At 62.5% G+C, this 24,879-nt stretch carries 21 protein-coding genes and 3 tRNA genes; 15 read left to right on the top strand and 9 right to left on the bottom strand.

Going from position 1 to position 24,879, the window contains the following annotated elements; translation table 11 throughout:
- The first annotated feature begins 46 nt into the window (after positions 1–46).
- The 3 genes from pbpC (at position 47) to AB4Y82_RS12105 (ending at position 4,165) form a co-directional block, all read left to right on the top strand.
- Positions 47–2,440: a penicillin-binding protein 1C gene (pbpC, locus tag AB4Y82_RS12095; protein WP_441604151.1), complete on the top strand. Its 2,394-nt coding sequence runs from the start codon at positions 47–49 to the stop codon at positions 2,438–2,440.
- An 88-nt stretch (positions 2,441–2,528) separates the two neighbouring features.
- Complete coding sequence (locus AB4Y82_RS12100) at positions 2,529–3,818, top strand: NAD(P)/FAD-dependent oxidoreductase (protein ID WP_441604152.1); 1,290 nt, start codon at positions 2,529–2,531, stop codon at positions 3,816–3,818.
- A complete protein-coding gene (locus AB4Y82_RS12105; protein ID WP_441604165.1) occupies positions 3,815–4,165 on the top strand; it encodes a tRNA-binding protein in 351 nt (116 codons plus the stop codon). The genes AB4Y82_RS12100 and AB4Y82_RS12105 overlap by 4 nt, the downstream gene beginning before the upstream one ends.
- Here AB4Y82_RS12105 and AB4Y82_RS12110 read toward each other — a convergent pair whose 3' ends face one another.
- A complete protein-coding gene (locus AB4Y82_RS12110; RefSeq protein WP_441604153.1) occupies positions 4,166–5,440 on the bottom strand; it encodes an MFS transporter in 1,275 nt (424 codons plus the stop codon). It abuts the gene before it with no gap.
- Positions 5,441–5,510: 70 nt separating this feature from the next.
- Between AB4Y82_RS12110 and AB4Y82_RS12115 the strand changes: the two genes are divergently transcribed.
- Positions 5,511–6,122 carry a TetR/AcrR family transcriptional regulator gene (locus AB4Y82_RS12115; protein WP_441604154.1) on the top strand — a complete coding sequence of 204 codons (612 nt, stop codon included), beginning with the start codon at positions 5,511–5,513 and terminating at the stop codon, positions 6,120–6,122.
- Positions 6,123–6,125: 3 nt separating this feature from the next.
- Here AB4Y82_RS12115 and AB4Y82_RS12120 read toward each other — a convergent pair whose 3' ends face one another.
- Both AB4Y82_RS12120 and AB4Y82_RS12125 read right to left on the bottom strand, forming a co-directional pair.
- Complete coding sequence (locus tag AB4Y82_RS12120) at positions 6,126–7,070, bottom strand: MBL fold metallo-hydrolase (protein WP_441611298.1); 945 nt, start codon at positions 7,068–7,070, stop codon at positions 6,126–6,128.
- Between the two features lie 105 nt (positions 7,071–7,175).
- A complete protein-coding gene (locus AB4Y82_RS12125; protein ID WP_441611300.1) occupies positions 7,176–7,877 on the bottom strand; it encodes a pirin family protein in 702 nt (233 codons plus the stop codon).
- Between the two features lie 238 nt (positions 7,878–8,115).
- Between AB4Y82_RS12125 and AB4Y82_RS12130 the strand changes: the two genes are divergently transcribed.
- The 6 genes from AB4Y82_RS12130 (at position 8,116) to AB4Y82_RS12155 (ending at position 10,991) form a co-directional block, all read left to right on the top strand.
- Positions 8,116–8,191: transfer RNA gene (locus tag AB4Y82_RS12130), tRNA-Gly, on the top strand.
- A gap of 82 nt (positions 8,192–8,273) precedes the next feature.
- Positions 8,274–8,347: transfer RNA gene (locus AB4Y82_RS12135), tRNA-Cys, on the top strand.
- A gap of 101 nt (positions 8,348–8,448) precedes the next feature.
- Positions 8,449–8,535 (top strand) — tRNA-Leu (locus tag AB4Y82_RS12140).
- A 542-nt stretch (positions 8,536–9,077) separates the two neighbouring features.
- Positions 9,078–9,533: a hypothetical protein gene (locus tag AB4Y82_RS12145; RefSeq protein ID WP_441611301.1), complete on the top strand. Its 456-nt coding sequence runs from the start codon at positions 9,078–9,080 to the stop codon at positions 9,531–9,533.
- A gap of 548 nt (positions 9,534–10,081) precedes the next feature.
- Entirely contained in the window at positions 10,082–10,387 is a 306-nt protein-coding gene (locus AB4Y82_RS12150; protein WP_441605662.1) for a hypothetical protein, read from the top strand.
- Positions 10,388–10,640: 253 nt separating this feature from the next.
- Complete coding sequence (locus tag AB4Y82_RS12155; protein ID WP_441605661.1) at positions 10,641–10,991, top strand: hypothetical protein; 351 nt, start codon at positions 10,641–10,643, stop codon at positions 10,989–10,991.
- Between the two features lie 2,288 nt (positions 10,992–13,279).
- Here the strand turns inward: AB4Y82_RS12155 and AB4Y82_RS12160 are convergent.
- Positions 13,280–13,798, bottom strand: a complete 519-nt coding sequence (locus tag AB4Y82_RS12160) for a hypothetical protein (RefSeq protein ID WP_441605660.1) — start codon at positions 13,796–13,798, stop codon at positions 13,280–13,282.
- Between the two features lie 436 nt (positions 13,799–14,234).
- On the opposite strand from AB4Y82_RS12160, the gene AB4Y82_RS12165 reads away from it, so the two are divergent.
- Together AB4Y82_RS12165 and AB4Y82_RS12170 are read left to right on the top strand one after the other, a co-directional pair.
- Complete coding sequence (locus tag AB4Y82_RS12165) at positions 14,235–14,480, top strand: hypothetical protein (RefSeq protein WP_441605659.1); 246 nt, start codon at positions 14,235–14,237, stop codon at positions 14,478–14,480.
- A 152-nt stretch (positions 14,481–14,632) separates the two neighbouring features.
- The gene (locus AB4Y82_RS12170) at positions 14,633–15,301 is read left to right on the top strand and encodes a response regulator (RefSeq protein ID WP_441605658.1); all 669 of its coding nucleotides are present in this window, start codon (positions 14,633–14,635) and stop codon (positions 15,299–15,301) included.
- A gap of 71 nt (positions 15,302–15,372) precedes the next feature.
- Here AB4Y82_RS12170 and AB4Y82_RS12175 read toward each other — a convergent pair whose 3' ends face one another.
- Positions 15,373–18,597, bottom strand: a complete 3,225-nt coding sequence (locus AB4Y82_RS12175; RefSeq protein ID WP_441611302.1) for an Rne/Rng family ribonuclease — start codon at positions 18,595–18,597, stop codon at positions 15,373–15,375.
- Between the two features lie 341 nt (positions 18,598–18,938).
- Between AB4Y82_RS12175 and AB4Y82_RS12180 the strand changes: the two genes are divergently transcribed.
- Positions 18,939–19,979 carry an RluA family pseudouridine synthase gene (locus tag AB4Y82_RS12180; protein WP_441605656.1) on the top strand — a complete coding sequence of 347 codons (1,041 nt, stop codon included), beginning with the start codon at positions 18,939–18,941 and terminating at the stop codon, positions 19,977–19,979.
- Here the strand turns inward: AB4Y82_RS12180 and AB4Y82_RS12185 are convergent.
- Together AB4Y82_RS12185 and AB4Y82_RS12190 are read right to left on the bottom strand one after the other, a co-directional pair.
- Complete coding sequence (locus AB4Y82_RS12185) at positions 19,908–21,443, bottom strand: CPBP family glutamic-type intramembrane protease (RefSeq protein WP_441605655.1); 1,536 nt, start codon at positions 21,441–21,443, stop codon at positions 19,908–19,910. The two genes, AB4Y82_RS12180 and AB4Y82_RS12185, sit on opposite strands and share 72 nt — an antisense overlap.
- Entirely contained in the window at positions 21,440–21,781 is a 342-nt protein-coding gene (locus tag AB4Y82_RS12190; protein WP_441605654.1) for a 4a-hydroxytetrahydrobiopterin dehydratase, read from the bottom strand. The genes AB4Y82_RS12185 and AB4Y82_RS12190 overlap by 4 nt, the downstream gene beginning before the upstream one ends.
- Before the next feature lie 138 nt (positions 21,782–21,919).
- Between AB4Y82_RS12190 and AB4Y82_RS12195 the strand changes: the two genes are divergently transcribed.
- Positions 21,920–22,528 (top strand): NfuA family Fe-S biogenesis protein, encoded by a 609-nt coding sequence (locus AB4Y82_RS12195; protein ID WP_441605653.1) that lies wholly within the window; start codon positions 21,920–21,922, stop codon positions 22,526–22,528.
- A gap of 69 nt (positions 22,529–22,597) precedes the next feature.
- On the opposite strand, the gene AB4Y82_RS12200 is transcribed toward AB4Y82_RS12195, so the two are convergent.
- Positions 22,598–22,951: a c-type cytochrome gene (locus AB4Y82_RS12200; RefSeq protein WP_441605652.1), complete on the bottom strand. Its 354-nt coding sequence runs from the start codon at positions 22,949–22,951 to the stop codon at positions 22,598–22,600.
- Positions 22,952–22,968: 17 nt separating this feature from the next.
- On the bottom strand, positions 22,969–23,292 hold the full coding sequence (locus tag AB4Y82_RS12205; RefSeq protein WP_046971176.1) for a c-type cytochrome: 324 nt from the start codon (positions 23,290–23,292) through the stop codon (positions 22,969–22,971).
- Between the two features lie 179 nt (positions 23,293–23,471).
- Here AB4Y82_RS12205 and AB4Y82_RS12210 point away from each other — a divergent pair, with 179 nt between their 5' ends.
- On the top strand, positions 23,472–24,632 hold the full coding sequence (locus tag AB4Y82_RS12210; protein WP_441605651.1) for a glycoside hydrolase family 18 protein: 1,161 nt from the start codon (positions 23,472–23,474) through the stop codon (positions 24,630–24,632).
- The last annotated feature ends 247 nt before the right edge of the window (positions 24,633–24,879 follow it).

A 24,879-nucleotide genomic window follows, 5' to 3' on the forward strand; every position in this document is an offset into this window, starting at 1 on the left:
GCGGAGCGCCCATGCCAGCGCATGGGTGCTCCCACGGACACGCCGCATGACCACGCCGCCGCTCATCGCCCGTAGTTGCCGCGCTCTGCTTCGCTGGATCGTGCGCTGGCAGAATGCCTTGGTCGGCGTCGCGCTGCTGGCGGCATTGCTGGTGGGAGTGCGCGTGTGGCCGCACCATCCCCTGAGTGCCTGGCTGCCGTCGTCGACCGCGGTGTACGACGCGCGAGGCCGATTGCTGCGCCTCACGCTGGCCAGCGATCAGCGTTATCGACTATGGGTGCCGCTCAAGGACGTATCCCCCGCATTGGTTGACGGCGTGCTGCTGCACGAGGATCGCTGGTATCGCTGGCACCCCGGCTTCAATCCCTATGGGCTGATGCGTGGTGCCTGGGTCACCTATGTGAGCCATGGCAATCGGCAGGGCGGTTCCACCGTCACGATGCAGCTGGCACGCTTGCTCTGGCGGCTCAATACGCGCACGCCCGCAGGCAAGCTGCAGCAAATCGGCCGTGCGCTGCAGCTGGAACTGTTTTATTCCAAGGATCAGATTCTCGAGGCGTATCTCAACGCTGCGCCGTACGGACGCAATGTTGAAGGCGTGGGTGCTGCGAGCCTGGCCTACTTCGACAAACCCGGCGATGCGCTGAGTCTGCCCGAAGCGTTGACGCTTGCGGTGATTCCGCAGGATCCAAGCCGACGGCTGCAGGCCGGTGCGGATGCGCCGGATCTGATTAGCCAACGGCTCAGCACTTCGCGCAATCGCCTCTACGCGAAATGGAAAGCGCTGCATCCCAAGGACGCGAGTCTGCAGCCGCTGTTCGCCTTGCCGTTGCGCCTGCGTCCGCTATCCAAGCTACCGTTCGAAGCACCCCATGCCGTGGATCAGGTACTCGCCGAGCGCAGGGTGCTGTCCAGCGATACGGACAGTCGCGTCACCACCACCCTCGATCTCGATCTCCAGCACGTGCTGGAGCGGCAGGTCGATCACTACGTCGAGCGCAACAGCGGTCGCGGCATTCGCAATGTGGCAGCCATCCTGGTGGACACGCGCGACATGGGCGTGAAGGCAATGGTCGGTTCAGCCGACTACGCCAATGCGGATATCCAGGGGCAAGTGAACGGCACGCTGGCCAAGCGTTCGCCGGGTTCAACGCTGAAGCCCTTCATCTATGCGCTGGGATTCGACAAGGGCGTGCTCCATCCACAGACGGTTTTGCGGGATGTGCCGACCGCGTTCGGCCCGTACGCGCCGGAGAATTTCGACGGGCACTTCCTCGGGCCGGTGACCGCCACCGAGGCCCTGGTGCGCAGTCGCAATATTCCGGCTGTGTGGGTGGCGTCGCAGCTCCAGCAGCCGAGCTTCTACCAGTTCCTGCGCGATGCCGGCATCAGTCGCATGGCGAGCGAAAAGCATTACGGACTCGCCCTGGTGCTCGGCGGCGGCGAAGTGACCATGCAGGAGCTGGCCGGCCTCTACGCGATGCTCGCCAATCGTGGCGAGCTGCGCCCACTGCGCTTGCTTGCGACCAACGCGCCCAGCAATGGCACGCGCCTGCTCAGCGAAGAGGCCAGCTTCATGGCGATGGACATGCTGCGGCAGAATCCGCGGCCGGACGAGACCACCGGTGCGCAGCCGGATCGTCTGCCGGTGTATTGGAAGACCGGCACATCATGGGGCTTTCGCGATGCATGGACGGCTGGCAGTTTCGGGCCGTACGTGCTGGTGGTCTGGGTCGGCAACTTTGATGGCAGCAGCAATCCCGCCTTTGTCGGCGTCGACGCGGCGGCGCCGTTGTTCTTCCAGATGGAAGACGCCTTGCGCGCCGCGCAGCCGCAGATGAGCGAACCCGTGCGACATATGCCGGCGCAACTTCGGCGCGTGGAGATCTGCCTGGCGAGCGGCGATCTGCCCAACCAGTGGTGTCCGCAACGCGGCATGACGTGGTTCATCCCCGGCAAATCGCCAATCCGGGTAAGCCAGGTGCACCGCCCGGTGGTGATCGACGATGACACCGGCAAGCCGGCCTGTCCACCGTATGCGGGCAAGCGGACGCACGTGGAGGTTTACGAATTCTGGCCGTCCGAACTGCAGCGCGTGTTCGTGCAGGCCGGTATCCCGCGCCGCACGCCACCGCGTAACGACAGCTGCGTACTGAGCGGCGTGGACGGCGAGCCTCCGTCGATCACCTCGCCTCTGCGCGGCAGCATCTACGCGCTGCGCCTGAAGTCGAACGGCCAGGATCGCATCGCCTTCAGCGCCAACGCGGACGCTTCGGTGCGCGAGATGTACTGGTTCGTCAACGATGCCTACGTGGGACGCAGCGCGCCCGGCGAGTCGATGTTCTGGCAGCCGGCCAGCGCAGGCAACTACGAGGTGCGCGTGGTCGATGACCGAGGGCGCAGCGACCTCAGGCCCTTGGGCGTGAACGTGGTCGACTGAGGCGTCGTGATCATCGGCATGGCCCAATGACATGCCGGGGCTGCGCTATGCTTGATGGCCCGACCCGAGACAGCCACACGTCCATCGCATGACTTCGTCACCGGCCGCTTCTTACTACCTCGCCACGGCGACGCCATACGCGCCGTACGCTCCGTTGCAAGGCAAGACCGATGCGCGCGTGGCGATCATCGGCGGCGGTTTTGCCGGCCTGCACACGGCCCTCGGCCTGGCCGAACGCGGCGTCCGCGATGTGGTGTTGCTCGAGCGTGAGCGCGTCGGCTTCGGTGCCTCCGGGCGCAACGGTGGTTTCGTCTTTGGCGGCTACTCGCTGGGCGAGCAGGCGCTGCTCGACCAGCGCGGACAAGAGGCGGCACAGGCCCTGTTTCGGCTCACGACCGAGGCGGTGACGCGTATTCGCCAGCGCGTCGCACAGCACGACATTCCCTGCGACCTGGTGGACGAAGGCATCATCTGGGCCAACTGGTTCCGCGATCCCGCCGTGCTGCGCCAACGACAGGAACTGCTCGCACGCCACTACGGCGTGAGCTGGGAATGGCTGCCGCAGCACGAGTTGCGCGGGCGCGTGCATACCACGCGTTACTACGACGGCCTGTACGAACGCGATGCGCTGCATCTGCATCCACTCAACTTTGCCATCGGACTTGCTGGCGCAGCGGCGGCGCAGGGCGTACGTGTTCACGAGAATACCGATGTATGGCAACTGCGGCGGGAGGGCACGCGCTGGCGGATCGAAACCGCGCAGGGTTCGGTCCACGCCGATCAGGTCGTCCTTGCGTGCGGCGGTTATCTGGCCGGGCTGCGCCGTCAGGTCGATCGCGCCATCCTGCCCATCGCCACTTATGTGATGGTGACGGAACCGCTGGGCGACCGGATGGCGGATTGCCTGGAGACGCGGGCGGCTGTCTACGATTCGCGCTTTGCCTTTGACTACTACCGTCCGCTACCGGATAGCCGCCTGCTGTGGGGCGGCCGCATTTCGGTGCGCGATCGCTCGCCGCGTGCGGTGCAGGCATTGCTGATGCGCGACTTGCTGCGTGTGTTTCCGCAACTGAAAGGCGTGGGCGTCGATTACGCGTGGTCCGGCCTGATGAGCTACGCGCGCCACCAGATGCCGCAGATCGGCAGCAGCGGCGACGGTTTATGGTGGGCGCAGGCGTTCGGTGGGCACGGCCTGGCACCGACGTGTGCGGCAGGCGACCTGCTGGCTTCGGCGCTGGCCGAGGGCGATGACCGCTGGAAGCAGTTTGCTCCCTATGGCTTGGCGCCCACGTATCGACCGTTCGGCTACATTGGCGCGCAGAGCAGTTATTGGTGGCAGCAGAGCAAGGACTGGTTCAAGACGAGGTTGGAAGGATGAGCGGCATAAACACAGTCAACGAAATCAGTTGGGCCGATTTCGAAAAAGTGTTGATCGTCGCCGGCACCGTGACGCGCGTCGAGCCCTTTCCCGAAGCGCGCAAGCCGGCGTGGAAAGTGTGGGCGGATTTTGGACCCTATGGTGAGAAGAAGACCAGCGCGCAGGTCGTGAATCTCTATCGCGCCGAAGATCTGCTCGGACGCCAGATTGTCGGCGTGATCAACTTCCCTGAGAAGCAGATCGGGCCTTTTCGCTCGCAGTTTCTGCTCACCGGGTTCCACACCGATGAAGGCGTGGTGCTCACGGCGATCGACCGACCCGTTCCCAACGGCACCCGGCTTGCCTGATCACGCGGGCTGCAACGCGGGTTGCAGCGGCGAGCGACGCCGTATCATCAAGGCCAGTCCCGCCGCGATCAGGCCGGTCACGCCTGCCACCACGAACGGCTGCAGGTAGTCGCCGTTCTGCGTGCGCAGCGCACCTGCAAAGAACGCGGCGCTTGCGGCACCGATCTGATGACCGGCGGCCACCCAGCCAAACACCACAGGCGCATCGCGATCGCCAAACGCTTCAGAAGCAAGGCGCAACGTCGGAGGCACCGTGGCGATCCAGTCCAGGCCGTAGAACATGCCGAACAGCGACAGACTGGTCAGCGAGAAATCGGAATAGGGCAGCCAGATAAGCGATAGCCCGCGCAGGCCGTAATAGACGAACAGCAGCTTGCGAGGATCGCAGCGATCGGTCAGCCACCCCGACAGCGTGGTGCCGACCAGGTCGAACGCACCCATCATCGCCAGCAGACTCGCCGCGCGCACTTCGGGAATGCCATGGTCGCCGCACATCGCGATGAAGTGCGTGCCGATCAGGCCGTTGGTGGTGAAGCCACAGATGAAGAACGTGGCGAACAGGAACCAGAACGTGCGCTGCCTGGATGCCGTCGCCAAGGTTCCCAACGCGATGGCGAGCAGGTTGCGACGCGGTGCGGTGTCCACCTCATCTTCAGTCGCGCCATAGGGGCGCAGACCGATATCCGACGGACGCTCCGGCAGCAGCCACCAGGCGAGTGGGATCAGCAGGGCGCAGCCCGCAGCGACAGTCCACACCACCGGCCGCCAGCCACCATGTTCGGCAATCGCTGCAAGCGCCGGCAGGAAGGCGAGGGTGCCGGTAGCCGTGCTGGCGGTGAGCAAGCCCATCATCAAACCGCGATGGGTGATGAACCAGCGATTCACCACGGTGGCGCCCAACACGATGGCCACGCAACCCGATCCAATGCCGGAGAACAGTCCCCAGCTCAGCATCAGGTGCCAGGGCTGCGTCATCCAGGCGCTGGCAGAGATGGACAGCGTCATCAGGACCAGGGCCGCGATCAAGGTCCGGCGCACGCCTACGGCCTGCATAAGCGCTGCTGCGAAGGGACCAACCATGCCGTACAGGAAGATGCCCAGGGCGGCCGAGAGGGAAATCGTGTCCCGGCTCCAGCCAAAGGCCTTGCCCAGGGGAAGGATCAGCACGCCCGGCGCAGCGCGGACGCCGGCGGCGGCGAGCAGGGCGAGAAAGATCACGCCGGCAACGACAAAGGCGTACTTCTGGCCGAAGGGACGGGTGCGCTGTATAGTCATGTTACCGACCGGTACGTAGAATGGGCGAATCGTACGTACCGATCGGTAACATTGTCAACCCTGATCAGCCATGCCGACCAAACGCAGCCAGACCCCGCCGACCGAACCCACCTCCGACGCCAAACCCAAGGCGGCCGAACGCATTCGCCGTACCGCGCGCGAACTGTTCTATCGCGAAGGCATCCGCGCGATCGGTGTGGAAGAGATCGTGACGCGCGCCGGCGTGACCAAGCCCAGTCTCTACCGCAGCTACGCGTCCAAGGACGAACTCGCCGCCGAATACCTGCGCGACTACGAAGTGGCTTTCTGGAAAGTGTTCGAGGCTGGCGCGCAAATCCATCCCGATGATGCGCGGGCACAACTGATGGCGTACTTCGAAGGGCTGGCTCAACGCGCCACCCAGGCAGGCTATCGCGGCTGTGGATTGACCAACGCGGTGGTGGAATATCCCGGCGACGATCATCCCGCGCGCAAGGTCGCCGAGGAACACAAGCAGAAGTTGCGCGAGCGACTGATCGAACTGTCGACGGCGATGGGAGCGAAAGATCCGGCACTGCTCGCCAATGGCCTGCTCCTGCTGCTCGAGGGTACGTATTCCTCGGGCCAGCTATTCGGACCGCATGGCCCCGCTGAATCGCTGGTCAAAGTCGCCAATCAGTTGATCGACGCATCGCGGCCTTGATCTTTAGCTGGCGCGGCGCTGCTGATCCAGCCAGATGCCGAGGCCTTGCGCGTTGAGCTCCACGTCCATGCCCAGGATCTCCAGCAATTGCGCGCGGTCACCCGACCAGCCATGTGCTTGTGCGCGGGTCAGATAGAGCTCGGTCAACGCGGTTTTCATTGCCTCATGGCGTGGTGCTGCGTCCGTTGATGCATCGCCGGCGGATTGGGCGATGGACACCATCGCATCGATCTGCGCGTGCAAATCATCGGCGAATCTTTCGACGCCTTCGACGCGATCGTAGTGAGTGAGATACATCGCCAAAGGTTGCAGCGCGATCAGTCGGTTGATCGAGGCATGCAAGGCCTCCGGATCGAACTGCACCGGCGACGTCGTCGGCAGGATGAAGGGACCTCTCGCGGTGTCGAATTCGCGATACGACAATCCAAACGTGTCGCCGGTGAAGCACACCCTAGCGCGTTCGTCGTAAACGCTCAGATGATGGCGCGCGTGTCCGGGTGTATCCAGGCAAAGCAGCGGGCGACCCGATAGGGAAACCACATGTCCGTCCGGCGCCTCCACCACGCGTTCGGCGGGAATGGCACGCAGCCGACCATACGTGGCTTCCATCACTTCTTCGCCATAGACCGCCGATGCGCCGGCCCATAGTTGACTGGGATCGATCATGTGTCGCGCGCCGCGAGGATGCACGACCACGCGCGCATTGGGCAGCTGCGCGATCAACTCGCCGGCGCCGCCGGCATGATCGAGATGAACGTGGGTGAGAATCAGCCAGTCGACGTTGGCCGGCGCAAGCCCTGCCGCGTCCAGCGCGTTGAGCATGTTGGGCACGGCATAGTTGGTGCCGCAGTCGATGAAGGCCGCGCGTGCGTTTTCCACCAGCAGATAGGCCGCATCGAAGTGCGGGCGCACGAAACCGGTGTCGATCGTGTGAATGCCGTGTGCCATCGCCAACCTCGCGCTGTGGGATCAGGCGAGGTTAGCAAGGTCGCTGCGGTGGTTCACTCCCACCTTGGTCGACGGAGGATGGACGGCGCCATCCTCCGCTAACGATTACGCTGCCGTATCGACCAGCACCAGCTCGGCATCTTCCAGCGCCGTCACGGTAAGTTTCGATTCGTCGCGAATCGCAGCGCCGTCACGCGCATCCAGCGCCACGCCGTTCACTTCGATCTTGCCCTTGGCGGGGACGAGATAGGCGTAGCGGGTGGTGTCCAAGTCGTACACCGCGGTCTCGCCGGCTTTCAGCGTCGCACCCAGCACGCGCGCATTCGTGCGCAAGGGCAGGGCATCGGCGTCGTCGTTGAAGCCGCTGGCAAGCGTCACGAAGCGGCCGGAACGATCGCCCGGCGGGAACGGCTTGGTGCCCCACGACGGCGGCTTGCCGTGCTCATCGGGAATGATCCAGATCTGGAAGATCTGCGTATTGCCCGATTCCAGGTTGTATTCCGCATGCGTGATGCCCGAACCGGCACTCATCACCTGCACATCGCCAGCCACGGTGCGGCCCTTGTTGCCAAGATTGTCCTGATGCGTGATGGCGCCTTCGCGCACATAGGTGATGATTTCCATGTCCGCATGCGGATGCGGCGGAAAGCCCGTCTGCGGCGCGATGGTGTCGTCGTTCCACACGCGCAGCGCACCCCAGCCCATGCGCGCCGGGGCGTGATAGTTGGCGAACGAGAAGTGATGCTTGGCGTCGAGCCAGCCGTGGTTGGCTCCGCCCAGGCTATTAAAAGGTCGGCGGTCGATCATGCTGCACTCCTGATAGTGGGTAGCGCCTAAAAGCGCCTGCACACAAGATAAGCCCGCGCCGCGTGGTTACCAGTCACTGCAAAGGGAACGGACTGTTGCCGGAATACGCTTATGGGGTGGCGGCGGGTTGCGCCGCGAGGTTTCGAGACGCCGACCGCAGGGCTCGGCAGAATGATGAAAAAAGTCTTGCCAGACTCTTCACAAATGCCTTCGTTCTGCTATTATTTCCGACTCAGACGCGGGAATAGCTCAGTTGGTAGAGCACGACCTTGCCAAGGTCGGGGTCGCGAGTTCGAGTCTCGTTTCCCGCTCCAGTTTTCGGCAAAACCTCGGCATTCCGGGGTTTTGTTTTTTCAAACGGATGGTGACTGTTTCAGGTTACGATCCGTGCGCAATGGCCTGGTGGCAGAGTGGTCATGCAGCGGCCTGCAAAGCCGTGTACGCCGGTTCGATTCCGACCCAGGCCTCCATTGCGCACCAGTATCAACCCGCCGCCAGGCGGGTTTTTTCTTGGCCGCATCCCTGCGAGCGCCCGTCGCACGCGTGCTAGGATGCGCATCCTTCCGTATCGGCCCGGATGGCGAAACTGGTAGACGCAAGGGACTTAAAATCCCTCGGAGGCGACTCCATGCGGGTTCGATCCCCGCTCCGGGCACCATAAAAACAGGCACTTACGTGCAAGCACCCCTTGGATGATGACGTTAGCACTGAATCTGGTGCCCGTTTGGTGTCCGTTGCGCTCCGGCTGACCCTTTTCTGGTGCCCGTTGGTGTCCGTTGCGCCCTGGCCGCAGCTACCCGGCGCCGCGCGCGAGAAGCTCGGTGATCACGACTGTCGCGTCCATTCAAGGCGTTAACTTGTAGTTGATGCCTGCGTCGTGACGTCTTGGCCCGCCCATTTGTTTGTCGCTACAGCTCCATCGCGATCTCTCTGGCTATCAAGGAGTCGTGATGGGACCATCGCGCGCGACCGAATCCAGGCACCTCGGACGGACGGCTGGATCTGCGCCCCAATCTGCAAAGAAAAATTGCGCATCCTTGATTTCCCGCATGTTTCTGGCGCGCGGTACCTGAGCCATATTCAGGTGCCCGCGTGTCACGACAGAGAAGTCGAGAGCACTCGGGACGAATGTGTACTCCCATATGCGTCGTGACAGCACCTTAGAGCCACGGGGAACGCCCCCTGGACAAGGTGCATCACATGAACTTTGAAGTAGCGGCAAAGAAGAAGGTAATCCGCGCCAAGTTCCCCGATGCCGTGATCGTGCTCGCTGCCGACAACGATCGCTGGTCTATCACGCCGATTAACAACCCGGGTGTGCACCACGCGCGCAAGGCGGCGCATGCCGTGGGCGGACTGGTCGCCGTACCGGACTTCCATGACATATCCGACGACCTGGACACGGAAGGCAAGCGCAAGGACAAGCCCACCGACTACAACGACATGCACCAGCGCCCCGGCTATGGCCTTGACGCTGTCGCGGCGAGCATCAATGCCGTGTTGTACCAGCAGGCGGACCCAGATTCCGCACCGGAGGCTGACGAGCCGCTGCCGCGTGAGGGCGAGACCCAGTTTCCCGCCGAGGCCAGTGAGGTGCCGCGCGTATCGCGCTCGCGCACGCAGGACGATGCCGCCGATGGACGAGGCAGAGGGTAACGATGAGCATGCGTTTTGGCATGATGGTTACGCCATCACCGATGCAATGCAGCGGATTCTGTGTGGACGAGCTGCGATGTCTCAAGACGATCGGGCGAAGGATCTGCGGATGCGCGCTAGCTCGTACCGTGAACTGACGCGGAGTTACGAACGTCGGATGTGGGGATGGCTGGTAAACGCAGCAGGCCACTTTCTGACGGCAATGGGATCAAGATAGAGCTCCGGCGTAGCGTCCGCTTCCGACCCAAAGTAGACCTCCGCGATCGCCTGGAATGGAGGATGCACCGATGCCGCGCGTCGCCTCGATTGAGTTTATCGAGGGTGGGGGTGGGTGAAGTCTTTGAAAGCAATGCTGCATTTATAAGGTCCAGGGATGCGCTCCAAGACACCCATTCGGCAGCAGATCGGAATCGTGTAACCGGTCAAAATTGCAACCCGTACGAAATATCGACAGGCGCAGTATTTTACGATTACCCTGCTTGTTGCGACCCACATCGGGAGGTCGCTGGTTGCCTCGCACCACACGCCGACACCCAAGGAGCAGGGAAGTGAAGCATTGGTTTTGTCTAATCGTTGCCAGCGTTCTGCTGGCGTCTTGCAGTTGGCGTCCGCTTTCCGAAGTGGAGTGTCAGCAGATGACCGACAAGGAGATTGAGTATGCGGTCGCTCGCGCTCCCGCGGCAGAAGCGGAATCCCTGCGTGAACACTTGCTCGGAAATGCCGATGCCGGCCTGAAGCGCTGCATGAAAGGCGCCACGTATCGGCGCAGTGACTACAGATGCATGATGAGGGCGAATGAGCCAGAAAGAGTTGGCAAGTGCATTTCCGTGGTGAGCGAGCGGATGCTTCATTAATGGACGCATCGCGATCCTAGCTGATGGTGCCGGCTGCGGTCGCGGCGGCCGGCATCAAGTTCACTGACGCGAAAACGGGCCAGAAGTATGAGGTCTTGGCGCTCGGCGCGGCGAAGACCGTCGCGACGTTAGTAGCACGTTCATTGGAATGAGTAGAGGGACATGTCCGCTTCCGACCCATAGCGGACCTTGGGGTAAGCGATGGGCTGTGGCAGACTTTCGCGATGAGTTCATGCAGGGAGGCGGTCAGAGCATGGCAACGATTTTGGATTTTGCGTGTGCCGGCACGTTCAGCGCCGGCCTTATCATCACGATCTTCAACAAGGCCATTTCCGACGGCGCTCGCAATTGGGCGGCAAGGCTAGCCTGGGCGCTCATCGGCACGGCCTTCGGCATCTATGTCTTCGGCTGTATCCGCGGGATGCTGTATTCGCTTGATGCCGGTGTAGTGGTCGCCGGAAGTCGTGGTGGAGGGAGGGCTACCTTCCATCGTGACGAGCATCCGTTGCTCTTCGGAATCACGTTTCTCGGGCTCACCTGCGCAACGGGAGTCATCGCCTTCCTTTCAATCGTTTGTCTATGGAAGGCAGTCAAAAAGGACTGAAATCCGATTTGTTTGATGATGACGACGCATGTCCGCTTTCGACCCATAGCAGACAGTTCGGGACGGAAACACACCCTGAGAACGGCTAAAGAAGTAGGGGCTGAGGGTCCTGGCTCGACTATGTTGGCGCGCCAGCCATCTATTCTTCCGTCAACATGCTGTGGAGCTTTAGATCATGATGGGTGCCAATATCGTCGTTATCAGTGGGGCAACGCTTCCTGCTGTCTAGTCAGTCAATGGCTAGGTTGGTGCGGTTTAGCTTGAGCTTTCAGGGGATGTGACTTCACCCACCGGATCTCTTGTTTCGACTTTGGCAACCGTAAATTCCAACGTCGGTACTTTCGGCACGTCGACGCAGATCCCTTCGCTTACCGTCAATGCCAAGGGGCTTGTCACTGCCGCTTCTAACAATGCACTCTCGCTGGTAGCACCGCCCCCCATTGGTAGCACCACACCCAATTCAGGTGCCTTCACGACGCTGAGTGCGACGGGTGCCATTGCACCCAGCCAAACTAGCGGAATTGTGGGGACTACCACGAACAACAATGCCAATGCGGGAAGCGTTGGGGAGTATTCCAGTGTCACGTCAACAGTAACCACCATCACTAGCGCTACGCCCACCAATATTGCGACGCTCTCTCTCTCGGCGGGCGATTGGGATGTGCAAGGACATGTCTTTTACACTCCTTAGACAGGTGCCACTCTTACCGCTGCCGTGGGAGGAATAAGCCTGACCTCGGCTACGCTTCCAGCCATCCCAGGTTACGCACAGTGTGGTGGTATTAGCGTGCCGGCAGGCAATGCCTTTTCTATCGTCGCGCCAGTCGCGCGCATCTCACTGTCTTCTACGGCCAACGTATTTCTGGTCGGGCAAACGGTAAGCGGCGGTGGCACCGTGAACAGTCAGGGATTCATTCGCGCTCGGCGCGTGCGGTAACGACATGCTTTGGGCGACTGGCTAACGCCGTGGCGCGCTCAGGTGGCGGCGAAAGACATGGTGGAGATGCTTCCCAATATGGGTGTTGGGACGAATAGCAGTCCCCGATTGGAAGTGCAGGGGGCAGACCACGCGTGAGCGCGACGTGCCATCGGACTGAACGAGTTTGCATCCTGACGTAAGCGTTAGGCCCGCGAGCTATCGTCGAGACTACGGGCCTATTTGGACGGGAGAGTTCGGATTCCGAACGAACTGCAAGTGTCCGTTGAGATGAATTGACAGGTCGCAAACTGTCCCCAAAGCAGTTGCATAGTTGGGAGTACTCTCGGGAGAAATGTGGCCGGCATTCTCTGGATAGATGAGGCCTGTGTATAGGCCGATGAGATGAATCCCGGTTGGCTTTTCAACGAACACTGGCCCGCCAGACATTACGCTTGCGCCAGAAGACTCCATCAGTATTTCTCTCGTCCGACCAAAGGCCCTCGTTGCGGCGACAAACCGCGTTAGCACGATAGGAGTGGGTTGGCCCGAGCCGCCAGCACTGTACCCATACGGATAACCGACAACATACAGCTTGTCACCGACCTCCAGCATTTGCCCGGTTGGGATGACGTCGCTTTCTTCTACTACCTGTACGTCCACGTACCTGACTTCCTCGGGTACCTCTAGCCGGATGACGTCATGCCAAAAGGGAACAAAAAGATTGATCGCGTTTAGGTCGCCATTTGGAATGTGTTGGTCGTCCTGAAACCATCGCGGAGCCGGAGGAGATAAACCTGGCTCGTAAAGGGGAATGGAGACCGTTTGCAACCCGCCGATTGAAACGATTCCCTCCTGTCTCTGACGGGCGTCTTGCATATCCACTAGTACGCTCGTGCGATTTGGCAGGTTATGGCCTACTTTTAGATTGTGCTTGTCGTAGCCAGTCACTGCATGCCAGCAAGTGTATAGATACACCTTGCCACCGGAGCGCCTCAGAAAGCCGCTTGCATGCGCGACAACATTTCCGTCTGCGCGCTGGATATGAAGCAGGACAGCCTTCAAGGGAAGCATATTTCGAACGAAAGTTAGCGGAGGCTGCAATGGCATGGCTGGCTACTTGATGGGCCTGATTTTTATGTGTTCGGAGCCTACCAAACTATGTCAACTGGCTGCATCGCCTGATGCTATCTCCCTGACTGGGAAGCACGGAGCCGCCGCTGGCTTTTCTAAAATAGAGTCAAATAGCAGGATGCCCAGTTTTGGCCGCGCACCAAAGTAGCAATTATTAGCAAAGGGGCTTGGTCACTGAGAACAGCGAGTAACAGGGACTGGGGCGTCCGACGAAGCACGAACGAGCATCTACGTCACCCTAAAGAGATGCAGCGACGTGCTGTGCCATGTCCTCGATGAGAGCGTCTGGCGTCGTCAGATTGCTCCCTGAGTTGGTTCGGTCGCTGAAGAAGGCCATCATTTGACCGTCAGACGTTCTGAGCACGCGTACTGACACTCCCGCCCGCTCTGTCCGGAAGGTAAAGGGAGCAACTCGGTAGTAGTCCACTACCTCACCATTGACGACGTACTGAAAGCCCTTGGCCTTCGCATAGGCCACGGCTTGTTCATCGTCGAGTTGGACCTTCGGCCCGATTGGCCGACTTAGGGGCATGGCCTTCATGCCCGGCTGTTGCGCAAGTACTCGAGCGAATATCGCGCCGGCGCTAAGGCCTGAGCCGTCGCAATCCTCCTGGCCAGTGATTGCGCAGTCCCTAAACATCACCACGGCAATATCACTGCCTGTCGGCACACGTTCACGAATCGTCACGGGCGGCATTGATACACACGCTGCCAGGAGCGCAGCCGCAACCAATGGTGCAAGATATTTCTTGGGCATCACCAATTCCCCTAGTGGCTTCTGACGTATACGGTATTGGGTGAAAGGCCACTTCTATGGCTACCCCTGGCTAGGGTAGTGGTCGGCAGCGCGAACGCCGCAAAAGCAAGACCGTCCAGCAATGGGACCGCAACGAACTGTTTCGTGAGTTTTCCCCTGTAACCGGGTTGCCCGGTCTCGCATCTGCTCTTCTCGAATATAGGTCGGCAGGGCAGTGCGAATCCTTACTACTTGCGGTGTAGTCGACCGCGTCCGAGACGGATACCATCGACAGCCCCACGACGACTCAGGCCTGGGTACATGGCGGGTTTGTGAGTAACTTTGGGAGTAACTTCCGGAACGAAGGCTGGGAAGTGGCTAACCCACTGACTTGTCGATCCCGGGTCCGGCACCATTCGCACGATCACCGCTGCGATTCGCACTATCGAGGGATGTCATGAGCGGCATCAGACTTCTCGGCCCTTTTGAGGATCGCGTTGCGGCGCAATTGCCCGAAGGCTTTGTCGTGGGCCAGTGCAAGAGTGCCGGCAGGATTGAGCAGGGTGCGGTCATCCATGGGGTGGCTCGTCGCGTCGGCGAACAGCAGTGGACTGATGAGGATGGCCACGAGATGACCGTGATGGTCGAGGATTTCGACCTTGACGCGGTGGCCTTACGGAACTGGTCAACCGGTGTCGAATGAGCTCGTCGGCGTGCTGGCGATGAGACATGTAAGGCAATGCCCTTCACGTCGGTAGGCCCTTATTGCGGATCTGTTTTTTAAGTAGTTCAGCTGCTTGCATTAACCCAGGTGGCGGCCTATGGTCGTTAGGACAAACCCAAGGAGGGAGACTGGTGATCAAGGTAGTTTTAATTGACGATCACGAGCTGGTGCGCACGGGATTCAGGATGATCCTGCAGCAGCAGCCGGATATTCAGATCTGCGGCGAAGCGGGAACTGCCGAAGAAGGGTTGAGACTGATCCGCGCAAAGGCGCCGGATATCGCCCTGGTGGATGTCCATATGCCCGGCATGAGCGGCATCGAGCTGACCGAGCGCGTATCGCGCTCCAAGCTGGCCACCCACATCATCATCGTCACCGTGGTTGATGACGCACGCTTTCCCAAGCGCTTGCTCGATGCCGGCGCGCTGGGTTATCTCACCAAGGGTTGCACGTCCGACGAGCTGCTCGACGCGGTGCGTCAGGTCGCGTCCGGTCGACGCTATCTGGCCCCGGCGGTGGCGCAGCAGCTGGCGCTGGCGACGTTGGACGGGGAAGGTTCTCCGTTCGATGCCTTGTCCAGCCGTGAGCTCGAGGTGGCCATGATGCTGGTCCGTGGCAAAGCCCTGACCATGATCGGCGAGCAGCTCAATCTCAGTCCCAAGACCGTATCCACCTATAAGCAGCGCCTGATGGAAAAGCTGCAGGTGGATCATGTGATCAGCCTGGCGCATCTGATGACGATCCACGGCCTGCTCGATACCCACAACAACCAGGTGGGCAACAACCAGCCTGGCGGCTGATCTTCTCGCAGGGCAGGCATAAAAAAAGCCGGACATTCGTCCGGCTTCTTTTTTATCGACTAGACGCGTCCTCAACCGTGCGAGGAGGCGTCCTTCTTGACGTCGTCTGCCGTTTCTTCGCTAACCGCATGCGGCGCTGCGGGCTCGACGGCCTGCGGCTGCGACAGTGCGGCATGCGCCAGCAGATCGCCCTGTGCAGGCGACGCCACTGGCGTCGCTTCGGGCTCAACCAGGTGCTCGGCCTTGACCGCTACCTCGTTGTGCTCGGCCACCGCGGGAGCGGCAGGCTCGGCAACGGCAGCGTGACTGATCGGCGCCGACACCGGCTCGATCTTCGGCGACACATCGAGATGAGCGCGGAAGTCGATGGTGGTGGTGGCTTCGATCGGCGTGGCCTCGACGGCAACCGGGGTGACCACCGGTTCCACGGCGTGCGTGGTGCTCGCAGGGACGTCGGTGATCGGGCTGTGCGTCGCGGCTTCGAACACCGGAGCGGCCGTTGCCATCACGGGTTCTTCGTGCGCCGGCGTGGCGTTCGACGCTTCGCGGAAGGCGGGCGCTTCGACCTGCACATGCTCGGCGACGTATTCCACCACCGCTTCGGCAGCCGGAATTGGCGGCAGCGTCGGCAGATTGAACGAGGTGGGCGCCACGGCGCTGATCACCTGCTCGGGCGCGTGCACCGGTGCCGGCGCTGCGGCTACGGGAGCGGCTTCTTCGGACTTGATGGACGCCACGTCGGACGTAGCGGCCGGCGATTCCTCACGAGTCGCATGCACCACGGCCGCGGCAGTGCTGACCACCGCCGCGGTCACCTGTGCAACCGGGGCCGGGGCCGGGGCCGAGGTCGCAGTGGGAGCGGCAGCGCTTGCTGCCTCGGACCGGTCTTCATCGTCGAGGTCATCGAAATCCTGGCCATCGGCCGATTCCGCGGCCTGAGCGCCGGTCTGCGTGGCGTCTTCATGACGGCGACGACGACGGCCACCGCGACGACCGCGACGACGGCGCGACTGGCCGCCCTCGGCCTCCGCGGCGCCCGCGACGGCCGGAGCCGTATCCGCGGCCACAGCTTCGCCCGTGGTTTCGCCCGGTGCCACCAGATTCTGGTTCTTGATCAGCTCGGCGTCCGCAGCGTTGGCGGGGCGTTCTGCCAGCGCATGGCTGGCTGCCGGTGCGGCGGCGGCTGCCGTCGCCGCGGGCTGAGCCTGCTGGCCCTGACCCTGCGGCTGACGCGGCTGGCGCGGCTGCTGTTCCTGACGCGGCTGTTGCTGCTTGCGCTCGCCCTGAGCCGCCTGCTGGCCTTCGCCTTTGGGCTGCTGCGGCTGGCGATCCTGCTTGGGCTGCTGCTGGGCCTGCGGCGGACGCTCCTGCTTGGGCTGCTGGCGGCCGCCCTTGGCCTGCTGCTGGCCCTTCTGACCCTGCTGCGGCTGTTCGCGGCGCTGCTGCTGCTGGCGGTTGCCCTGCGGCTGGCCGCCCTGGGCCGGGCGAGCGCGCTCGTCGCGACGGTTATTGTTGCGGTTGGAGCCTGCCGGTTCGGCCTTGACGGCCGGCGCCGGCGCGGCCGGTGCAGCCGTGCCGCGGAACCAGCCGAGCAGGCGCGAGATCACGCCGCCGGCGGGGGCGGGTGCGGCAGCCGGCTGGCGTGCCGCCGGTGCCTGCGCGACAGGTTCGGCAGCGCTTTCTTCGCGCACGGGAGCCGGCGACGACGGCACGATGCCGCTGACGGCGGGCTGCTCGCTGCTGCCCAGGGCCTGGCCCATCTTCGGCACGGCGGACGCTTCGACCGCGGTGAGGCGCTCGTAGCTGGGCTTGCTGTGCTCGCCCATGTCAGCTTCGCGGATGCGCTGGATTTCGATATGCGGCGTCTCGAGCTTGTCGTCGGCCACGATGACTACGTGCACTTTGTTGCGCAGCTCGATCTCAACCACGCTGGCGCGCTTTTCGTTGAGCATGAAGTTGGCCACGGTCGGCGGAGCCTGCACCAGCACCTGGCCGGTGTTGTCCTTCATGGCGTGCTCTTCGATCAGACGCAGCGTGGACAGGGCCAGCGACTCGACGCCGCGGATATGGCCATGGCCTTCGCAACGCGGGCACACGATCTGGGTGGCTTCGCCCAGCGACGGACGCAGGCGCTGGCGGGACATCTCCAGCAGGCCGAAGCGCGAGATGCGGCCGATCTGCACGCGGGCGCGGTCCAGCTTCAGGGCGTCCTTGAGACGCTCTTCCACTTCGCGCTGGTGCTTGGGGCTGTCCATGTCGATGAAGTCGATCACGATCAGGCCGCCGGCATCGCGGATGCGCAGCTGGCGGGCGATTTCCACCGCCGCTTCCAGGTTGGTGTTGAACGCGGTTTCTTCGATGTCGCTGCCCTTGGTGGCCTTCGACGAGTTGATGTCGATGGCGGTCAGGGCTTCGGTCTGGTCGACCACGATCGAGCCGCCGGAGGGCAGGCGGACCTGGCGGTCGAACACGCTCTCGATCTGGGTTTCGATCTGGTAGCGCGAGAACAGCGGAGTCTCGTCGCGGTACATCTTGAGCTTGCGCAGGGCGTTGGGCATCACCTGCTGCATGAACTCGCGCGCATCGTTGTACAGCGATTCCTCGTCGATGAGGATTTCGCCGATGTCGTTGCGCAGGTAGTCGCGCAGGGCGCGGATGAACAGCTTCGACTCCTGATAGATCAGGAACGGGGCCTTCTGCGCCTGGGCGGCGCCGGAAATGGCCTTCCACAGCTGAAGCAGGTAATCGAGATCCCACTGCAGCTCTTCGGCATCGCGGCCGAGGCCGGCGGTGCGCACGATCAGGCCCACGTCGTCAGGGACGTTGAGGTGCTCGAGTGCTTCCTTCAGTGCCTGGCGATCTTCGCCTTCGATGCGACGCGACACGCCACCCGCTTTGGGGTTGTTCGGCATCAGCACCATGTAACGGCCGGCGAGGCTGATGAAGGTGGTCAGGGCTGCGCCCTTGTTGCCACGCTCCTCTTTCTCCACCTGCACGACCACTTCGTGACCTTCCTTGATGAGGTCGCGGATATTGGCCTTGTTGGGGTCCAGGCCCGGCGTGAAGTACTCGCGGGCGACTTCCTTCAGCGGCAGGAAGCCGTGGCGTTCGGCGCCGTAGTCGACGAAGCAGGCTTCCAGGGACGGTTCCACACGAGTGATGCGGCCCTTGTAGATATTGGCCTTTTTCTGTTCGCGGGACGGGATTTCGATATCGAGATCGTAAAGGGTCTGGCCATCGACGATGGCCACACGCAACTCTTCACGCTGAGTTGCGTTGATCAACATACGTTTCATTGTAATTTTTCCTCGGCTTGCCGCGCGTCGCGTGCCTCGGTGGCGCCAGTCACTTCGGCGGCCTGCCGGGGATCGCGCCGCTGCGGTTAAGCGGCAAATGACGGCATCGTTCTCGGTGCCGGGATGATTCTTAGGTCGCGCCAGCCGCCCCGGGTTCCCTAGGAAACCGGACAAACGACAACCCGAACCGTTACGATGTAAGGGAGCAGCAACCGGCTGCCAAAGAGGCGACCGGCGCTATCCTCGCCGACGTCACGGGGTGGGTGTCCCGCCCCTATCCGAACTTCGGCGGGGCAAGACCAAACGCCGCCCGAGTATCCTATTTCGGCAGGTTTTATTCAATGCAGACGGTAACTTCCCCCGACGCACCTCACGGTGTGCGTCAAGTTGAGATCGGCCCCGAGCGGGACGGTCAGCGCATCGACAATGCGCTCATGACGCTGCTCAAGGGGGTACCAAAGAGCATGATTTACCGCATTCTGCGCACCGGACAGGTGCGTGTGAACGGTAAGCGCGCCAAGCCCGATACGCGTCTCGTGGCGGGCGATATGCTGCGAATTCCGCCCGTGCGGGTGGCCGAAAAGGTCGAGACCAAGGGCCCAGCGGCGGGCATGGTCTCAGCCATCACTGATTCGATCATCTTCGAAGACAAGCATTTTATTGCCATCGACAAGCCCAGCGGCATCGCCAGTCACGGCGGCAGCGGAGTCAGCCATGGCGCCATCGAGCTGTTGCGGGCAGCCCGTCCCACCGAGCATGTCGAGCTGGTCCATCGTCTCGATCGTGATACCAGCGGCGTGCTGGTGTTCGCCAAGACCCGCGCCGGGCTGACCGGCTTGCAGGCGGCCATTCGCGACGGCTCGGTGGTCAAGCAGTACCTCTGCCTGATGGTCGGCCATCCGAACAAAGCGAAGTTCAGCGTGAATGCGCCGCTGCTCAAGTCGATACTGCAGGGCGGCGAGCGTATGGTGAGGGTGTCCGACAACGGCAAGCCGTCGCTCACCTTCTTCCAGGAAATGGAGCAGTACCCAGGCGGTCGTCTGATGCAGGCAACCCTGGGCACGGGCCGCACCCACCAGATTCGCGTCCATGCTGCCCATATCGGCCACCCGCTGGCGGGCGACCCGAAGTACGGCGACAAAGAGATCAACAAGGGCATGAAGGAGCTCGGCCTCAATCGGCTGTTCCTGCACGCCTCGCACATGAGTTTCGAGCTGGATGGCCGTTCTTACAGCTTTTCAGCTCCGATGCCCGACGATCTGAAGGATTTCCTCGACGTTCTGGCGGTGAAGGGCAACAAGATCCGTCGTCTACTGGAAAAAGCGCGCGCTCACCTCGAGCGAACGCAAGAGATGACCGGTAAGCCCACTTTCCACAAGTAAGGCGCTGGCGGCGTGAGCGACGGCGATGGGCAGCAGGCGCGGCGAGCGCATGAAACTCCACGCCCACCACAGCTCGGCCGCTACGCACAGCTGCATCAGTGAGCCGTTCGGGGTGTGCAGCAGGCCGAACAAGGCCGCCGTGACCAGGAGGATGGCCGGGCGCGGCAGGCCGGTCCGTTCCAGCCGACCCAGGACCAGGGCGAGCATCGCCCACTGCTGCAGCAGCGCCCAGGCGAGGTAGGCCAGGATGTGGTGAACATCCAGATGGAGCAGGTGGTGGCCGTCAGCCAGGGTCAGCGCCAGGGCGACGGGCAGCGGCAGCAGGGGATAGATCCAATCGGACCAGCTTCGTCCGAGCCAGCCCCATTCCACCGGCCGTCGGCGCCATTCGCTCTGGCCGCCATAGACCAGCGCCGCCAGAAAGGCGGTGATGCCCGGGATGGACGCTCCCGGTCCCCAGCGCAATCCGGCGATGAGCCAAAGTGGACCGAAGGCGATCGCGGCCACTTCGGTCCATGGCCGCACCACGCCCGGACGCTGCCGGATGGCCAGCCAGGCCAGCCACGCGAGATAAAGCGCAGCCACCCCGGCATCGAGCCAGGTCGGCATATGGTTCGATGTTGCGCGCGGCAGTGCCTGCCCGAAGGGAAGAATGATGGCGGCCGGCCAGTACTGGCGCACCCGGTCCCGCCACAACAGCATGGCTTCCGCGGTAGCGCCTTCCGGCAATCGGACCATTGGTGTTCGGTAGCTGGCCAGTTGCTGGGGTGTGGGGGTCCAGTTGACCGAGGATTCGGAGCCGAGCAAGCGGATGTCGGCCATCTGGCGGTCGATCTTGGGCGGCAGCGAGACGGGCTCGGGCGAGGCCAGTGCGGCCCGATGCAGGGCGAGCGTCGCTCCCGCCGGGATCGTCACCCGCAGCCGCAGCAGATACGCCACTACGTCCGGAGCGCCGCAGGGCGCGCCATCGATAGCCCGCCACGCCTGCCTCGCCAGATCGATGGACAACGAGGCCGTCTTGGTCGAAATCATGGCGGCGCGATCGGCGGAGCACGGTGTACCCGACTCAGTCGGCTGATAGCTCACGTCCAGCACGCCCTCGCGGTTGCCCTGCACGTCGATGCGCAGCACGGGCCAGTGCGCGAGGTCGATCGGTCCGGCCAGCGGCAGGCCGACTTCAAACGGCGTGCCGTCGCGGCTGGTGATCACCAGTCCGTCGGGCGTGGCGGCGAGCTCGGCCGCGCCGAACACGCGGCTCGCCACCAGATCGGAGGGGTGACGCAGCCGCCACTCCCATAGAGGCCTGCCAGCGCGCAGCGTGGCGACATCGTGGCTGGCCTGGTGAATCAACTGGCCGCGCGTGATCCAGCCGGACAGCGCCGCCATGCACCACAGCAGCACCGCTACCGCTGCGAGGAAACCCGCAACGGGAAGCAGGCGCAGCGTGGAGTGCGCTGAGTTCAACGCTCGAGCAGAACGTCGACGCGCGCCGCGCAAATGATGTCGTTCATCGACAAGCCGCCGACGTCGTGCGTGGACCACAACAGCTGGCAGTGACCGTAGCCGGCTTCCAGATCCGGGTGGTGGTCCTCTTGATTGGCCATGAAGCCAACCGCATTGATGAAGCCGAGCGTGTGGTGAAAGTCAGGGAACTTGAAATCCTTGACGATGGCCTTGCCGTCGTCGGTGACTTTCCAGCCGGGCAGCGCGACGAGCAGTTCCTTGAGCTTGGCGGCGTCCAGCGCGTGTTCCTTGCCCTTGCGCGGCGTGCAGTGCTGGCTGGCGAGTTGGCTGCGGTTCATGGCGAATCGTCCGTCGTGAGAGAAAGGTGCGAAGCGTCGAAGCTACGCCAGGAAAAGTCAAAGCCGGGCAGGCGACGCAAAATAGGACTAAAATGGTGCTGTATTCCCGGCCAGGCCGGTGTTTCAGCTGGAGTAGACATGATCGACATTTCAGAACGCGCGCAACGGCACTTCCTGCGCCTGCTTTCGCAGCAGGGCATCGAAGGGCTGAGCATCCGCCTGCGCGTGACCGCCCCGGGTACGCCGGCGGCCAATTGCGAGCTGGAGTTTGCCGAGCCCGACGAGCTGACCGGGCAGGAATGGACCATCGTCTGCGATGGTTTCGACTTCAACGTGGAGGGCGACAGCGCTCCCTGGCTGGAAGGCGCGAGTATCGATTTCGAGCCTAACGCCACCGGCGGCCAGCTCAATATCCGCGCGCCGCGCATCAAGGGTGAGATCCCGGGCGAGGAAGCTGGCCTGATCGAGCGCGTGCGTTATGTGCTCGAGGCCGAGGTGAATCCCAAGATCGCCTCGCACGGCGGCCGCGTGAGCCTGCTGGAAGTCAACGCCAACGGCGTGGTGATCCTGCAGTTCGGCGGCGGTTGTCATGGTTGCGGCATGGTCGACGTCACGCTCAAGCACGGCGTGGAAAAGACCTTGCGCGAACGCGTGCCGGAAATCACCGAAGTGCGCGACGCCACCGATCATAGTGGCGGCAGCAATCCGTACTACAGCAAGAAGGAAGGCCAGTCCGCGCTAAGCTGATCAACAGCCGTCTGGACGTCCAAAAAAAAGGCCCGCGCGATGCGGGCCTTTTCACTATTGCAGTGCGGCTTACTTGTCGCCCTGGATATGACCTTGCAGCGTATCGAGCTTGGTCGGCAGGCTGGAGAAGTAAGCGGCAACGTCCTGGATGTCCTGGTCCGACAGCTGCGCCACGAAACCCTTCATGATGGCGTTGTCGCGCTGACCGGTCTTGTACTCGTTGAGGGCCTGCTGCAGGTACATGTTGTACTGGCCGGCCAGGCGCGGGTACTGCGGATCGATCGAGTTGCCGTCGGTGCCGTGGCAGGCGAAGCAGGTAGCTGCCTTCTGCTTGCCGTTTTCGATGTTGCCGGCAGCCAGCAGCTGGGTGGAAGCGACCGCCAGGACGGCGCCGAAGGAAAGCAGGGTCAGTGCACGATGCATGCGTTCGGGTCCTTGGCTTACTTGGCGAGGCTGGACAGGTAGGCGGCGATGTCCTGGATGTCCTGGTCGGACAGACTCTGCGCCTGGGCCATCATGGTCGGATGCTTGCGCTCGCCGGCCTTGTATTCGTGCAGTGCACTGATGATGTATTGCTGGTTCTGGCCGGCGATGCGCGGCACCGGATAGTTCGGATACGCGTTGGCGTAACCGGGTACGCCATGGCAGCCATTGCACGTATAGATCAACTTGCGTCCGGCAGCTTTATCACCCTCGGCATGCACGCTGGCAGTGGCGAAAAGAGCTGCGGCCACGGTCAGGCCAAGCAGTTGCAGTCGAGTCATCAGCATCGTCCCCACGATTCCGGCTGGTACATGGTGAAAGTCTCGGAAGTATAGTCGTAGCGTTCACGAACGGACAACATGTCGCAAGCCACTGATTCCAATCAGTGCAAGACTTCACAGTAGCGGGGAGGTGCAGGCGCGCCCCTGCGCTGCGCAACGTCATACGCAAAGGACCGAGCATGAAAGGAAGGCTGGAAAATGCGGGAAATCGCTGTGGCCTGAAGGCTGCGCTGACGATGGCGATGGCCTTGGGCGTCGCCTGGAGCGGGGCCCACGCGCAGGCCGCACCCCCTGCGGCAGATTACCGCATCGTCGGCTATGTCTCCGATTCCCAGCCGTTGCCGCCGGTGAGTGCGCAGAAGCTCGACGTCATCAACTATGCGTTTGCGAAGGTGGACGTCAAAGGGGATGTGCAATTTCCCAGCCCCGTCGCAGGCCAGACGCTGGCGACCTTCACCGGTCTGCGCAAGATCAATCCCAACCTCAAGATCATCGTCTCCGTAGGCGGCTGGGGCGCGGACTATTTCTCCGATGTGGCTTTGGCAGCCGACACGCGCCAGCGCATGGCCGACAGCGTGGCCGCCTTCATCGAGAAATACGATGTGGATGGCGTGGATCTGGACTGGGAATATCCCACGCTGGCGGGTCCCGGCATCAGCCATCGCCCTGAGGACAAGCGCAATTTCAGCCTTTTGCTGGAAGCGCTGCGTGCCCGTCTCGACAAGCTGGGCGCGGCGCACCAGGGGCGTCACTACCTGCTGACTATCGCCGCCGCCGACGGCGAATTCGTGGCGGGCATCGAGCTGGAGCGTGTGTCGCGTTCGCTCGACTGGATCAACCTGATGACTTACGACTTCCACAACAGCCTGACGCCGACCACCGGGCATCACGCGGGGCTGCATCTGGCCGATGTGGCTCCGGCGGACGATCGTGCGGGTGACAAGGCGGTGGCGCAGTTCCTTGCGGCGGGTGTGCCGGCGAAGAAGCTCAATCTTGGCGCGGCGTTCTATGGGCGCGCGTTCTCAGGTGTCGATCCGGCGCACGATGGTCTGCAGCAGAAGTACGCCAAGTACGCGGGCAGTCCTTCGTGGCAGGAGCTGGTGGCCAGCTATATCGACAAGAACGGCTATGTGCGGCACTGGGATGCGAAGGCGCAGGCGCCTTATTTGTGGAACGCCAAGACGCGCACGTTTGTTACTTATGAGGATCCGCAGTCGTTGCGGGCGAAGGTGGCGTTCGTCAAGGCGAAGGGGTTGGGTGGGGTGATGTATTGGGAGCAGAGTTTGGATCGGAATGAGGAGTTGTTGGGGGTGTTGGATGAGGCGTTGGGTCATCGCTGACTTTCGCTCTTCATCCTGGCGCAGATATCACTTGCTCGTGATCCCGGCGCAGGCCGGGATCCAGAGCCTCGGTTTCTGATTGTCGCGTTGCCGCCAGGGTGCCGCCTACGCGGCGGGCGTTTCGATCGGCTGCCGCCGACCGAGTCACTTTTCTTTTGCTGGCCCAAAAGATCCCACGGGACTAGCTTCGCGTCGAAAGTAACCCAAAGAAAATGGCCTGATAACGCCCGCAGCATCGTGTTGGGAT

Source organism: Dyella sp. 2YAF14 (assembly GCF_052114725.1).
GTDB lineage: Bacteria > Pseudomonadota > Gammaproteobacteria > Xanthomonadales > Rhodanobacteraceae > Dyella.